We start from the raw sequence: 14,318 nt of genomic DNA on the forward strand, positions 1-14,318 counted from the left end.
TCACTAGCTGTCTAAGAATATTTGGCTACGTGTAGGATTCCGAAGAGTCATATTTACATTTCAATCAAATCACAAATCCTAAACCAATTTTGGCATTTTATGTAAGGAATTTGAAATCTTATTTTCCTACCTAAAATGTATAACTAATTTTGGAGAAATTTCGCGACATGAGCAGACCTGATTTTGATGATATTTTTATGGAGTTGGCCGTCAACTTGGCAAAGCGTTCTCATTGCATCAAAAAGCATGTGGGTGCCGTCTTGACAAAAGATACGAGAATTATTTCTATTGGATACAATGGGCCACCGGCTGGTACGCACAACTGTGATTTGGAATTTCCTGATACCGGATGTGCACGAGACAGTAAAGGGAGCTGCTCGCTTGCCCTGCACGCCGAGCAAAATGCGATTTTATATGCAGTTAAAAATAATACCTCTGTAGAAGGGTCCACTCTTTATGTGACACTTGCTCCCTGTCTTCCATGTGCGAGGATTATTTTCTCTATGGGTATAGCCAAAGTGGTATACCTATTTTCCTACGCAGAGTACAAGGGAATTGGAAGTGATGAAGGCGTTGATTTCTTACGAAAGTTTGGGGTTCAGGTGGACCGTTATCATAAGGAATTAGCGGTGCATGATCCTCTGATTTAAATAAAATTGACTTCAGGACTTAAATTAATTCCGAACTTTTCTTCCACACTTTGTTGAATCTCTCGGGAGAGTTTTTGAATTTCTTTTCCTTTTCCTTTTCCAAAATTGACCAAAACCAAAGCCTGTTTGTTGTGGACACCAATGTCATTTCGCCTAAAGCCTTTCCAACCAGCCTGATCGATGAGCCAAGCAGCAGGGACTTTAATGCCCTCATCCACCTTGTAGCCCGGGATTTCGGGGAATTGATCTTTTAGCTTTTCAAAAGCATATTCTGAAATAGTTGGGTTTTTAAAAAACGATCCCGCATTGCCTATTTCAGCTGGATTGGGAAGTTTGGACTGACGAATGGCAATAACTGCATCAGATACCTCCTTAATTCCAGGGTTCTCAGCTTTCATTTCTACTAAAGTATCCTTTATAGCTCCATAGCTGATATTGATCAAAGGAATTTTCGAAAGTTGAAAGACGACCTCACAAATAATATACTTGTCTTTAAGTCTATGCTTGAAGACACTTTCCCGATAGCCAAATTGACATTCTTCTGCAGAAAAGGTTTCTAGTTCTAAGGTTTTTCGATTTAAGGCTCTCAGGTGATGAAACACTTGTTGGATTTCAACACCGTAAGCACCGATATTTTGCATCGGGGAGGCGCCTACTGTTCCCGGAATGAGTGAAAGATTTTCTATTCCTGCCCAATTTTGAGCAATTGCATAAAGAACAAATTCATGCCAGTTTTCACCAGCACCAACTGATACAAGTACTTTTTCGGAATCCTCTTCTACTACCTTAATCCCTTTAAGCTCCAACTTGATCACCAAGCCCATAAAATCCTGTGTCAGAAGGATATTACTTCCTCCGCCTAGGATAAGAATGGGGATAGTTTGAGCCTCTGCAAAAAGAAGGGCCTCTTTTAATTCCGCGAGTCCTGAGACTTTTGTAAAAAATCTTGCTTTTGCGTCTATGCCAAAAGTATTGTATGGTTTTAGCGACGTGTTTTCTTGTATATTCATGGGCTGTATCTCTACAAAGAAAAAGTTTTTTAATGAAAATAGAACCGAATTCCCAAGAGGATTTATGAAAGAATTAAGTATTAACGGAGTTAAGATCCGACCTGGCCAATCTGTCAACATAGAAATCTCAATCGCAAAGCTTCCTACTCATACGCTGATTGACCTTCCGATCTTTATAAGGTCTGCGAAAGAGCCTGGTCCTGTGGTTTTAATCACAGGTGGAGTACATGGTGACGAGATCAATGGGATAGTGACTGCTAGAAGGATTTTGGATGAAATTGATGCCGGCCTGGACTTGCTTTTGGGTACTGTCATCATCATTCCCTTGGTCAATATTTATGGTTTTCTATCAAATAGCAGAACTTTTCCTGATGGACGAGATCTAAACAGAAGCTTCCCTGGAAGCAAAAAAGGCTCCCTTGCGGGGCAAATTGCCTACATATTGAGCGAAGAGATTATTCCTCAGATTGATTTGGGGATAGATTTTCACACAGGGGGACGAATGCTAGCCAATCAACCACAGGTTCGGGTAGATTTTAAGGATAAAAAGGCCCGGAAATTAGCTGAGGTATTTGGGACCTATTATGTAGTCAATTCGAAATTGATTGATAAGTCTTTTCGAAAAACCGCTTATTCGGCCGGAAAGCAACTGATTGTATTTGAAGGAGGGGAATCCATGCGAATCGACGAATTATCAACGGATGAAGGTGTTGCTGGTACTAAACGAATTCTTCATCATCTTGGTATGATTGGGGAAAACCCCGAAAGGAGAGACACTATCGTTCTGAAGGAATCTTCCTGGATCAGAGCAAAATCATCGGGAATTTTTAATGCCTCTGTGAAAGCAGGGGATCAAGTAAAAAAGGGACAGATATTAGCAAGGATTACTGATCCTTACGGCCAAATTAAAATCCCAGTCAAAGCTCCTTCTGATGGCCATATCATTGGCTTAAATAATTTACCAGTAATTAACGTGGGAGAGGCTCTGATTCATTTGGGAAAGGAGGGATGATTTTATAAATTTAAGACTTACTAATTTTTGATTCATGAGTCTTTTGAAGCAGTATCAATCGGTACGCTCCCATTCTGTAAATCTATGTAAAAACCTCCTTATTGAAGATTTTAGCCTGCAGGCATCAGAGGAAGTGAGCCCTCCGAAATGGCACCTCGCTCACACCACTTGGTTTTTTGAGCAGTTTATTTTGGTTAATTATCTAAAAGGATATCAGGTAAAACACCCACAGTTTAATTTCCTTTTCAATTCCTACTATAATGCCATGGGCAGAAGGACGGCGAGAAACCAGCGCGGTCTCATGACTAGGCCTGCTGTCAGTGAAGTCTTTGAATACCGAGCGTATGTGGATGAAGCGATGTCTCAATTAATCCAGGATGCTAAGGAAGAGGTGGTGAAACTCATCACCTTGGGACTCAATCATGAGCAGCAGCATCAGGAACTTCTGATCACGGATTTGAAATATTCCCTTTGGCACAATCCTCTTGACCCTGCAGTCATGGATATTCAGGAATATAGTACTGAAGCTAAAAGTCATTGGATCGATGTGAAGGAGGGAATCTACCAAATCGGTTATAGTGGTAATGATTTTTGCTTTGACAATGAGCTAAGGGCGCATCGGGTATTCTTAGAACCATTTTCTATCGCCTCTTCCTTAGTCACAAATGGGGAATATTTGGAGTTTATGGAATCTGGAGCTTATGAAGAATCTAGGTATTGGCATGATGAAGGATGGTCATGGGTTCAAAATCAATCCCAAAAAGCTCCTCTTTATTGGGAAGAAGTGGATGGAAAATGGACTTATTACACCCTTGCAGGTCGCAAAGACCTTGACCTTGAAGCAAGCTTAGCACATGTCAACTTTTATGAGGCATCCGCTTTTGCGGCATGGAAAGGAGCGAGACTACCCACGGAGTTTGAATGGGAAGTAGCCCAATCTGAATTTTCTTGGGGAAAACGCTGGGAATGGACCAATTCGGCCTATTTGCCTTATCCCGGGTTTAGTATTGCTCCAGGTGCTTTGGGAGAGTACAATGGTAAATTTATGGTCAACCAGATGGTTTTACGCGGTGCTTCTGTCGCTACCTCCGAGAATCACTCTCGACCTACTTACAGAAATTTTTTCCACCCACAATTTAGATGGCAGTTTATGGGCATTCGCCTTGCCAAATCCCTTTAAAAAATGACTGATTCCGATTCTAAGAAAAATGCATTCCTGAGCGAAGTGCTTTCAGGGCTTAATCAATATCCAAAGCGGCTGTCTTCCAAATACTTCTATGATGAAAAAGGGGATAAGCTCTTTCAAAAAATCATGTCCCTTCCGGAATATTACCTAACCAGAAAGGAGTTTGAAATTTTGGAAAGACAGCATGAAGCCATTTTTTCAGTAATTCTCAAAGTGACACATGATTTTAATTTGGTGGAACTTGGTGCCGGTGATGGATTGAAAACTCGGATTTTGCTCCGATACCTCAAATCTAAACCTGATGTCAATTTCACGTACTTTCCGGTTGATTTTTCCGGTTCGGTACTCAAGGAATTAGAAGAAAAGACACTTCGTGAGCTTCCTGGTATCGATATAAAGCCACTTCAATCTTCTTACAGAGAGGCAATGAAATTGAGGCCTTGGGAGAATGGAAAGCCTACCCTTATTCTTTTTTTGGGATCGAATATTGGAAATTTTGACCTTGATGAAGCGAAGGATATTCTGGACCAAATTGCTGCTGGATGTCAAACGCACGATTGGCTATTACTGGGTATCGACTTAAAGAAAGACCCGGAAATAATCTTGAAGGCTTATAATGACTCTCACGGAGTGACGAAGGAATTTAATTTCAATCTTTTGGATCGAATCAATCGGGAGTTATCTGCAAACTTTGATCGAAATAACTTTAAGCATTGGCCGACTTATAACCCGATTACCGGTGAATGTCGCAGCTATTTAGTTTCCTTAGAAAATCAGCAGGTTACCTTCTCCGAAGCTGGAAAAATCGTTTCTTTTGAGGCTTTTGAACCCATTTGGACAGAGACAAGTAGGAAGTATGGAATCAGTGAAATTCAGTCTCTTGCAGCAAATGCTGGCTTTAAGGTTATTGACTTTTTTAATGATACGGAAGATTACTTTACTGATGTCCTTTGGCAAAGGGTATAAAAAAAGCGGGATTTTGATATCCTGCTTTTGCTAGTTTTATGAGAAATACTGTTTCAGTCCTTCAAGCCTTTTCGTTAATTCCTGCTCCACTTTCCGATAGTCAGATACATTTTCTAAAGGTGCACTGACTGAGAAATAGTATTTGATTTTTGGCTCTGTTCCAGAAGGTCTTGCAGATATTTTACTACCATCTTCCAAATAGAATTGCATTACATTCGAAGAGTCCAAATCAAGTTTTTCTTTTTTACCGCTCTTGACATGCTGAATTGTGCCTTCCTTGACATCATAGATGGTTTCTACGGCTATTCCATCCATGGTTTTGGGAGGATTGGTTCTGAAGTCCATCATCAAAGCCTGAATCTGTTCTGCGCCGTCTTTACCCTTTTTGGTGATAGAAATCAATGATTCTTTGTAAAAACCGAATTGCTGATAAACTTCCGCCAAGACTTCAAAAACGGTTTTTCCCTGCGTTTTGTAATAGGCAATTGCCTCTGCGACCATGGCACAAGCACTTACGCCGTCTTTGTCACGGACAAAATCTCCCACCAAATAACCATAGGATTCCTCTCCGCCTCCAATGAAGGTTTCTTTTCCCTCGAGATCGCGAATGATTGCTGCGATATTTTTAAATCCGGTCAATACATTGAAGCATTTCACTCCAAATCCCTCAGCAATGCGATTGATCAACTCAGTAGTTACGATGGTATTGACCATAAACTGCTTTCCGTTCAACTTTCCTGCTTCTTTCCACTTGCTGAGGAGATAATAGGTGAGAAGGGTGCCTGTTTGATTTCCATTTAGCAATTCAAACTCGCCTTCTTCATTTGGGACAACGGCTGCGTAGCGATCACCATCCGGGTCGCATGCCAAAATCAGTTCTGCTTTTACTTTTTTCCCAAGTTCAATTGACATGGCCAAGGCTTCTGCTTCTTCTGGATTTGGGTAGATCACGGTTGGAAAGGTGCCATCCGGCTCTGCTTGCTCCTTGACAACATGGATATTTTCAAAACCAAATGCCGCCAAAGCTTCGGGTACCATTTTCCCGGAAGCTCCATGGATAGGAGAGAAAACTATCGGCATATCCTTCTGCTTTTGAATAGCTGATGGTTCCAGACTAAGGCCTTTTACTTTATCCAAATAGATTTGGTCAAAATCCTCTTCGATATATTCGATCAAGTCATCATTTTTATCCCAATTAACGAGATCAAAAGAGGTGATTTTTTGTACCTCAGTGATGATGTTTTTGTCATGTGGAGCGACTACTTGAGCTCCATCTTCCCAGTAGGCTTTGTATCCATTGTACTCCTTGGGGTTGTGAGAGGCAGTGATCATGACACCACTTTTGCATCCAAAATGCCTTACTGCAAATGAAAGCATGGGAGTAGGTCGCATTTCGCGGAAGTAATATACCTTGATGCCATTGGCAGTGAACACATCCGCTGTGGTTTTTGCAAAAAGAGTGTTATTGATTCGGCTGTCGTGAGTGATGGCCACGCTGATGGAGTCATGGGGAAAAGATGCTAAAAGGTAATTAGCAAGCCCTTGTGTGGCCATAGCCACGGTGTAGACATTCATTCGGTTGGTGCCGACGCCCATCAATCCTCGGAGTCCACCGGTCCCAAATTCCAGATCCTGATAAAAAGAGTCTATAAATTCTTTAGGATCTTCGTCTTGAAGTTTTCGTATGGCCGCTTTGGTTTCTTCATCAACATTTCCTTGAAGCCAGCTTTGGGCTTTTACTAAGATTGCAGGGTCTATCGTAGTCATTTCTTTAAAAATTATTTGTGCGATTCTAAGATATGTAAAATGTCAAAAAATGCCATTTAATCTCCTTAAATCCATTCCTAAAATAAACCTTCTTCTTGCAAATCGATTTTCTAGAGGCCCGGTTATTGTTACAAGACATTTTGGTTTCTAATTCATCAAGAAAAAAGTACTTTAGCATTCTCATCACCCCAATATGTTTACAAACTCTGTTTTTACATTTCTGATCATTTGGAACAGTCTTTTTGTAATCCCATTTTCGAGCGGTTCGGAAGACATTAAAAAGTCAACGATTGTCGTTCGTGAATCAACCATCGATCTACAAATACGAGTTGAGGATAAGATCTTTGTATTCGCTAAAGCATCCGGAGGGCTCGAAAAAGTGAAGGTTGGGATGCATGTTCTTTCTTTCGCTCAGATTCCCGAATTAGAAGGCATCGAAAGTGCTTTTGACTCCTACAGTTGGAAGAGAAATAAGGACGGTTCGATACAGGTCAAATCATTCTATTTACCGGAATCCATCGTGCTTACCTGGACGATTTTTGGAGATGGTAGATTGAAGCTAGAGGCAGAGAGTTCAAATGCACTTACTAGTAAATCACTCGGTTTAAAATTTGATATTGAGGAGGACCGTTTGGAAAATGCTTCCTGGCAAAATAAGATCAAGGAGTTTGGAGAAATTGACTTGAAAACCAATCAGCTGACTAGTTCAAACCTAGAAGTCGAATCTTTTGAGAGCCTGAAGCTTGATTTTACAGCTGTTTCTGTGCGAGTTTCTACAATGGTTGCGGAATCGGTCTTGAAGTTCACTCCAAGCAGCCAAAGTGACGAAAGGGTTGAGAATTCGGACTTGAGCTTCCAGTTTATGTTTCAGCCAAGCCAGCAGTCATTGCAACCCAACTCATCTAAGGAGATTGCAAATGAAAGTCAGTCAAACTTGAATCCAGTTTCGCTCTGGTTTGACTTTCATTAAAACGATTAGGAAGCTGAATTCTATGAGGATTTAGAATTTTTTCTTTAAAATCTCCCTACTTCCAACTCCTAGAGTTCTGGACATTTTTGATACATCGGCTTTGGTTAGCTTGGTGTGCTTGACCTTCTCCCGATCAAAAATCACCAAATTTCCACTCCATGGGTCTGGAGCAGAAGGAACGAATACAACAACCTGATTATCTTCTAATTCCTCTACGATATAAGCCAGCATCCATCCGTCAATTGGAACCAATACTACCGGGAAATCATGGTTTTCCCGAATTCCTGCCCGTTGCTCGAAGGTAGTTTTGATTAATTTATATCCTGGAAATAAAACCAAAACGTTGTTTTCGATCCATGACATCATTTTTTTTCCTAGGCCTCTTTTGGCAATTATCCCTGCAATTAGGCAGCAAAAAAGCACGACAAGAACTGAAAATATAAAGGGAGTAATAACTTGATTATTTGCCAGTCCTAAACTTTTTCTCATGAAATCACTGAGTGGTCGAATGATTTGTACTGCCTTTTCCAGAATTACTACGAAAAGAACAAGCGGGAGTAAGAAAAAAATGCCACCTTTCACTAAGGTGCCACCCAGAGAGAGTAATTTTTTCATAATTGATCAGCTTTTTTAAATATAAAAAAAGCCGACCAATGGTCGGCTCAAATCTTATAAATTTCCTCGGAGTTCTTGCTCTCGTTCGATGGCTTCGAAGAGTGCTTTGAAATTTCCTTTTCCAAAAGATGTGGCACCTTTTCGCTGAATTATTTCAATGAATAGGGTAGGCCTATCTTGGAGTGGCTTAGTAAATATCTGAAGGAGGTAACCTTCATCATCTCGGTCTACAAGAATATTGAGGTCCTTTAAGGGTTGAAGGTCTTCATCTATGGTGCCTACGCGATCCAGTAAATCGTCGTAGTAGGTGGAAGGAACCTCAAGGAATTCAACTCCTCGTTTTCTCAGCTCACTCACTGTGTGTATGATATCATCCGTGGCGATGGCCATGTGCTGTACGCCAGCTCCATTGTAGAAATCAAGGTATTCTTCGATTTGTGACTTTTTCTTTCCTTCAGCAGGTTCGTTGATAGGAAACTTGATGTAGCCATTTCCATTGGAGACTACCTTGGACATCAAAGCAGAATATTCCGTGGAGATATCCTTATCATCAAAAGTGATCAGCAATTTGAAGCCCATCACATTTTCATAAAAATCAACCCACTTGTTCATTTCACCCAACTCCACATTACCTACGCAGTGGTCGATGTATTTTAGACCTATTGAAGTTGATTGATAAGTGCTTTTTCTGGGTTTGTAGCCTGGAAGAAATATACCTTTATAATTTTTTCGCTCTACGAAAGTATGGATGGTATCTCCATAAGTTTTGATGGAAGCTACTTTTACCTCACCAAACTCATCGGTGATGGTTTTGGGCTCAGCTACTGATTCTGCACCTCTTGAAGTAGTCTCATACCAAGACTTAGCAGCATCATCCACCCAAAGAGCCAGGACTTTTACTCCGTCCCCATGCTTTTGGATGTGCTGTGAGATTGGATGGTCTGCTACCATAGGAGAAGTGAGTACTAGTCTGATCTTATCCTGCTTCAATACATACGAAGCACGATCTCGGATTCCTGTTTCCGGTCCAGCATAGGCGATGAGTTCGAATCCGAAGGCATATTGGTAGAAAAGAGCAGATTGCTTAGCATTTCCCACATAAAGTTCGACATAGTCGGTGCCATTGATTGGCAAGAAATCTTCTGTCATGGTTTTTATATTTTGGGTTTCCTATTCTTTCCTCAAAGTTACACATTCCTGCCAAATTTTATTTGGTAAGGAAAGGCTTATTCTTGAGGGGTTTTATTCCAAAACAAACTGATAATAGCCATGATGAAAAAAGTCAAAGCCCAAGCTGCTTGACCACTTTCGAAAATCGCCCAAATCATCAAAAAGTACCATAAAGGCCCCAAAAAGAAGCCTATTAAAAACTTGAAAGTGGCATAAAAGACATGGTCATCTATTTTAGGTTTTATCCATAGCCAAATCCAATACAAAGGCAAGTGGAAGAGTTTCATCAATTTATTGCGAAGGCCGGAAGGGCTTTCGTATTGATAGTCGATTATACCTTTTTCCAAATAATCACTAACTCCTTGTTTTATAGTAAGATCTACCTCTGCATCAATAAGATTTTGAAGGTTTTTCTCATAATTATCTTCAGGAATCAATACAACCATCTCTCGAAGTGATTGCTCTACTTTCTTGGTAAGCAGGCCGGACTTGGATGGAGGAAGATCTACCGGAATGGGATTTCCAAAGGTTATTCTCACCGTTGAGCCACTTCGCTTGTGAGCGCTGAATTCCATGGCCACTGGCAAAATGACCGGCTCTGATTCAGGATACTTCTCCTTCAGTCCAAATGCCATCCGGGTGAAGCCCTTGCTTAGTGGTCTTAAGTTGCGCACATGGCTATGCGTACCTTCTGCGAAAATGATGACGGTTCCATTTCTTCGGAGCACTTCAAAAGTTGCCTCGAATGTTTTTTGATTTTGCTGAATGGTAGAAAAACCATCCCGAACCCGATACACGGGAAGCATGCGGATAAAGTGAAGAATTTTGGCGATGAATGGTTTTTTGAAAACTGATGCCCGTGTCAAAAACCAAGGGTTCAATCTGGTATGTGTGGCAAGGAGAAGGGGATCAATCAGTGCATTTTGATGATTGGCTACTAGGATGATTGGACGGTTTTTAGGAATATTTTCCTTTCCCTTCACATAAATTCTCCTGTAAAAAAGGTGGAGAGCAATTTTGACTAAAAGCCGAAGGATCCAGTTAAACAGGTTCTTCATTTGATATTTTTCAAACTTAAGGCCAAGGCCATTCCCGAAATCAAATGCCAAATACCCCAAAGTGCGGTAATAATGGCCATCCCTCCGAGTCCGTCAAAGTAAGTGAAAATTAAAACTAAGCCCAAGCCGGAATTTTGTATACCTGTTTCGATGCTGAGTGTTTTTATATCTGGAAATGGAAGTTTTCCAAAAAAACCAGTAAAAAAACCAGCTGAAAGTGCCACTGCATTGTGAGCCAGAACCCAAAGGAAGATGACCGAAATGTATTCAAGAAATATGTCCAGATTTCCCATAAATGCCACAACCACAAAGGCTGCAAATATCAAAATGCTCAAGGGTTGAAGGATCATTTTTGCGCGAGCTGCCAGTTGGGGATAGAAGTTTCTTGTCAAAATTCCCAGTACAAGTGGTATCCCCAATATCAAGGATACGGTCAGGAATACTTCTGAAATATCAAGACTGATTTCTCGAAGCAACTCTCGTGTAGGACCATAAAAACCAGCCCAAAGTGCAAAGTTTATAGGCGTAAGAAAAATAGAGCCAATCGTTGAGAAACCTGTTAGGCTGACCGATAAGGCCGTATTTCCTTTCGCTAGATTACTTAGGAAATTGGATACATTTCCTCCAGGACATGCAGCTACTAGAAACATCCCCAGAGATACAGAAGCAGGAGGTCTCATTACATAAATGAGCAATAACGTAAGCGCAGGAAGTAAAAGGAATTGGGAGAAGACACCCAGAAAAAAGGCTTTTGGGTTTTTGATTAAATATTTGAAATCCTCAACCCTCAAGTCCAAAGCAACCCCATACATAATCAAAGCAAGAGCTAGATTCAGTAATAATAGGTCGTTTGGAGAGAAATTTAACGCGACTGCGTCTAGGTCGTGGCTTGGGTTCATCGCTCCAAAAATCCATTTAAAAAAAGAGAAAACAAATTTTCTTCTTCAAATTAGGAGTTGATGAATGGCTACTTCCCTGAATTCTTTGTCAAATCTTTTTTCTTACTTGTAGCTATTTATATTGTTGATTCGTCTCAGTGTCATATCACCTTTGATTACTAGCTATATTCTTTCCATGAAAAAACTACTATTCTTGTCCTTATTGATATTATTGATGCTCGGCGCTTGTCAAGACGAGGATAGATTTCCAGTCTGTGGAAATGATGAGATTTCAGATCTTCCTTGGTTTAAAGAGAAAATAAAGGAATTCGGTGGAGAAGGGGAGTTTGCTCAATATCAGTACGTCTTAGCAGCGGATTACCAAGGAGGCAAAGCTTTTATTTTCGGAAACTGCTGTCCTTTTTGCCTTTCAGTTTTTTTAGTCTATGACTGCAATGGAAATGAATTGGGTTATTTAGGCTCAGGCGAAGGTGGAATTCCCTCTAGTGAGTTGATGAACCAAACGCTTATCTGGAAAGCTGAAAATTCTGCCTGCAATTTTGGATAAGGGTCAGTAATCCATTTAGTCCGAATTTATTCCTTATTAAAGAAGGATTTTGCAACTCCCAATGGCCTGAATAACAATCTATTTTTTCTGCGGTGACCTTGACTCCTTTTCGCGATTTCCCTTAAGGATTTTAAAACTTCCAAAGTATGAGCACCTTTATTCACCATTATGCATTCGGCCATCGCTGCTCGCCCGGCATCAGTTATTTCTGCCCGTGTGGCCAAACCTGATTTGTGTAAACTTTCTAATACCTGAGTGGCCCAAATTACCGGAACATGTGCGGCCTCGCAGAGCCAAGATATTTCTTCTTGAATCTCTACCAATCGTTCAAACCCGATTTCTACCGCTAGGTCACCTCTCGCAATCATAACTCCAAAACTTAAATCCTTCATACCTTCAAGAAGAAGGGATGGGAAGTTTCTGACAGATTCAGCTGTTTCAATTTTTAAGATGACCGAAGGATAAGAATTGGAAATTTGACTCATCTCAGCACGAAGCTGTTGTATATCTTCCGGTGAACGAACAAATGAAAAACCCACCGTATCTGCTTCGGATACAACAAAAGGCAGACATGTGCGATCATAAGCTGTAAGGGAAGGGGTATTTAATTTCGTGTCTGGGAAATTTATCCCCTTTTCGGCTTTCAAAAATGGTTTTTTTGAAGAAATCCTGACAACTTCTAAAAGTGCCTTATTATCATCAGTACTCTTGACCAAACATAAAATCATACCATCATCAAAGAGAACTCTTTCTCCTATTTTCAATGATTCAATAATATTTGATTCATTTGGGCTTACTACCAAATCATCTTTTTCAAAACCATTCTCAGTCTCACTCAGCCAGAATTTTTGTCCGATTTTTAATTCAACCTTACCTTTTTTTCTACCTTTCTTAAGTAGAACAGTACGGATTTTCGGACCGGCTAAGTCAATATGAATTTTACAGGATAGTCCCGTGTTTTTTTCTGCCCTTCTGATCGCCTGAATCATTGAAAGCCATACGGACTCCTGATTATGTGCACAATTAATTCTTGCTACACTCATTCCGCTTTTTAGTAGTTCTTCAATCAACTCTTGCTGAGAAAGAAATGAGGAATCAAAGGTGACCATCACTGCAGACAACCACTTTTTTTGCGGCTTCCCAAATAGGTGCTTACTGGAGTTTTTGATTTTGTTCTCTCCAAATTCCGAAGTGCTTTTTGCTACTGTTCCGGATTTTATACCCAATCGCTCCAAAGTCACTTGGATTTGATGAAGTGTATGACTTTCGCAGGATGCAAGCGATGATAATCCCACCGAATGCAGTTCATTTTGAAGGTTTTGAATGTCATTGCTCCTCAAAACTAGGTAGTGAAGTAAATTCTCTGCGGAAATCCTGTTTTCTGGATGTATATGACATAGAAGATCTGAAAATGATAGTGAAACCTTGTTCATCTGCAGTTCTAGCTCTTGCAGTTCTCCTTGGATTTCCTGTAGGCTCATGATTGGTAGGATTTTGATAAAAATAATGAGTTTTCCGAGATGGACCACTCTTGGGAAATGACAAAAAAGAAACCTTTATGTAAGGATTTGAAACTTAAAAAGAGATTTTCAGATTAATTGGAAATAAAAAAATCAGCGACATGGGAATGCCGCTGATTTCGATTACTTTTTATTGAATTGATTAGTTTGTCAATAGATATATTTTCTGTCCATTATGTTCGATTAATTTCTCACTCTTTTGGAAGGTGTCTTTGAACTTCAGCTTTACTTCCTCGGTATTTCCATAAAATTGAGCGACAATATCTAGATTTTTATCTACCAGAATGATAGTAGGAATTCGTTCGGAAATCTCAATTGAAATTTCTTCAACCTTCAAGGGTCTCTCTAGATTTGTCTCATGGGAATTGGTCTCCGCCTGAAGCGTTCCAAGGCCCAAAAACAGAAGTGCTGCAACAGCCCAAATTTTCTTCGTAAACGGAATTAAAGTTTTCATTTTTATTTAATTTATTGGTTTAGTCAAGTATCTTACGGGGCTGTGATTCAAATGTTGTGGATAAAGATGAGATTTAAAATATAATTTTTCTATGACCTATATATGTCCTTGATAGGAGTATTTTATTTCAGGATAGACTCATTTAAAAGTATATTATTTTAAACTCCATACTTTCCAAGATTCTGATTTATTAAATGAATTACTGATAATTTATCCTCAAAATCTTTTAATTTTTTTATTTTAAATTTTTACCTTTTTATTTCGTTTGACTTTGTTTTTATTTGCCAGAGTTATTCCTAATTCTTCAATTTTAGCCCCTATTAAAGCCTTTATGAAAAAAAATCTTTTTCTTCTTCTGTGTGCCATTTGCCTGTCTATACTTACTCAGCGCACAGCGTTCGCCCAACGCAGTGATCACATTATCTTGAATGATACCATCTTTACTGAGGGGTATGTTCGACAGGAAGCCAATGAAATAGCCACACATGTCTATT

At 39.9% G+C, this 14,318-nt stretch carries 15 protein-coding genes; 6 read left to right on the top strand and 9 right to left on the bottom strand.

Features of this window, described 5'->3' with window-relative positions; all coding sequences use genetic code 11:
• Window positions 1-167: 167 nt before the first annotated feature.
• Window positions 168-650: a deoxycytidylate deaminase gene (locus tag OU792_RS17570; RefSeq protein WP_026945719.1), complete on the top strand. Its 483-nt coding sequence runs from the start codon at window positions 168-170 to the stop codon at window positions 648-650.
• Here OU792_RS17570 and murB read toward each other — a convergent pair.
• Window positions 647-1,660, bottom strand: coding sequence for a UDP-N-acetylmuramate dehydrogenase (murB, locus tag OU792_RS17575; protein ID WP_274670907.1), 1,014 nt, complete (start codon window positions 1,658-1,660; stop codon window positions 647-649). The two genes, OU792_RS17570 and murB, sit on opposite strands and share 4 nt — an antisense overlap.
• Before the next feature lie 64 nt (window positions 1,661-1,724).
• Here murB and OU792_RS17580 point away from each other — a divergent pair, with 64 nt between their 5' ends.
• The 3 genes from OU792_RS17580 to egtD are packed head-to-tail and all read left to right on the top strand — an operon-like array spanning window position 1,725 to window position 4,824.
• Window positions 1,725-2,672 (top strand): succinylglutamate desuccinylase/aspartoacylase family protein, encoded by a 948-nt coding sequence (locus tag OU792_RS17580; protein WP_274670908.1) that lies wholly within the window; start codon window positions 1,725-1,727, stop codon window positions 2,670-2,672.
• 34 nt (window positions 2,673-2,706) lie between these two features.
• Window positions 2,707-3,852, top strand: coding sequence for an ergothioneine biosynthesis protein EgtB (gene egtB / locus OU792_RS17585; protein WP_274670909.1), 1,146 nt, complete (start codon window positions 2,707-2,709; stop codon window positions 3,850-3,852).
• 3 nt (window positions 3,853-3,855) lie between these two features.
• Entirely contained in the window at window positions 3,856-4,824 is a 969-nt protein-coding gene (egtD, locus tag OU792_RS17590; RefSeq protein WP_274670910.1) for an L-histidine N(alpha)-methyltransferase, read from the top strand.
• Window positions 4,825-4,860: 36 nt separating this feature from the next.
• Here egtD and OU792_RS17595 read toward each other — a convergent pair whose 3' ends face one another.
• Entirely contained in the window at window positions 4,861-6,591 is a 1,731-nt protein-coding gene (locus OU792_RS17595) for a phospho-sugar mutase (RefSeq protein WP_274670911.1), read from the bottom strand.
• Window positions 6,592-6,784: 193 nt separating this feature from the next.
• Between OU792_RS17595 and OU792_RS17600 the strand changes: the two genes are divergently transcribed.
• Entirely contained in the window at window positions 6,785-7,561 is a 777-nt protein-coding gene (locus OU792_RS17600) for a hypothetical protein (RefSeq protein WP_222583140.1), read from the top strand.
• Between the two features lie 30 nt (window positions 7,562-7,591).
• Here the strand turns inward: OU792_RS17600 and OU792_RS17605 are convergent, their stop codons facing one another.
• From OU792_RS17605 to OU792_RS17620, 4 genes are all read right to left on the bottom strand, one after another.
• Window positions 7,592-8,176, bottom strand: a complete 585-nt coding sequence (locus OU792_RS17605) for a DUF502 domain-containing protein (protein WP_274670912.1) — start codon at window positions 8,174-8,176, stop codon at window positions 7,592-7,594.
• Between the two features lie 54 nt (window positions 8,177-8,230).
• Entirely contained in the window at window positions 8,231-9,325 is a 1,095-nt protein-coding gene (gene hppD, locus OU792_RS17610) for a 4-hydroxyphenylpyruvate dioxygenase (RefSeq protein WP_274670913.1), read from the bottom strand.
• A 77-nt stretch (window positions 9,326-9,402) separates the two neighbouring features.
• The gene (locus tag OU792_RS17615; RefSeq protein ID WP_274670914.1) at window positions 9,403-10,404 is read right to left on the bottom strand and encodes a 1-acyl-sn-glycerol-3-phosphate acyltransferase; all 1,002 of its coding nucleotides are present in this window, start codon (window positions 10,402-10,404) and stop codon (window positions 9,403-9,405) included.
• Entirely contained in the window at window positions 10,401-11,303 is a 903-nt protein-coding gene (locus OU792_RS17620) for a bile acid:sodium symporter family protein (RefSeq protein ID WP_274670915.1), read from the bottom strand. Before OU792_RS17620 ends, OU792_RS17615 begins: the two co-directional genes overlap by 4 nt.
• Before the next feature lie 175 nt (window positions 11,304-11,478).
• Between OU792_RS17620 and OU792_RS17625 the strand changes: the two genes are divergently transcribed.
• Window positions 11,479-11,850, top strand: a complete 372-nt coding sequence (locus OU792_RS17625) for a hypothetical protein (RefSeq protein WP_274670916.1) — start codon at window positions 11,479-11,481, stop codon at window positions 11,848-11,850.
• 26 nt (window positions 11,851-11,876) lie between these two features.
• Here the strand turns inward: OU792_RS17625 and OU792_RS17630 are convergent, their stop codons facing one another.
• The 3 genes from OU792_RS17630 to OU792_RS17640 form a co-directional block, all read right to left on the bottom strand.
• Complete coding sequence (locus OU792_RS17630; RefSeq protein ID WP_274670917.1) at window positions 11,877-13,331, bottom strand: pyruvate kinase; 1,455 nt, start codon at window positions 13,329-13,331, stop codon at window positions 11,877-11,879.
• A 181-nt stretch (window positions 13,332-13,512) separates the two neighbouring features.
• A complete protein-coding gene (locus tag OU792_RS17635) occupies window positions 13,513-13,824 on the bottom strand; it encodes a hypothetical protein (RefSeq protein ID WP_274670918.1) in 312 nt (103 codons plus the stop codon).
• A gap of 310 nt (window positions 13,825-14,134) precedes the next feature.
• Window positions 14,135-14,318: hypothetical protein (locus OU792_RS17640; protein ID WP_274670919.1), on the bottom strand; the 184-nt coding region annotated here is incomplete at its 5' end.

Source organism: Algoriphagus sp. NF (genome assembly GCF_028823735.1).
Taxonomy (GTDB): Bacteria; Bacteroidota; Bacteroidia; order Cytophagales; family Cyclobacteriaceae; genus Algoriphagus; species Algoriphagus marincola.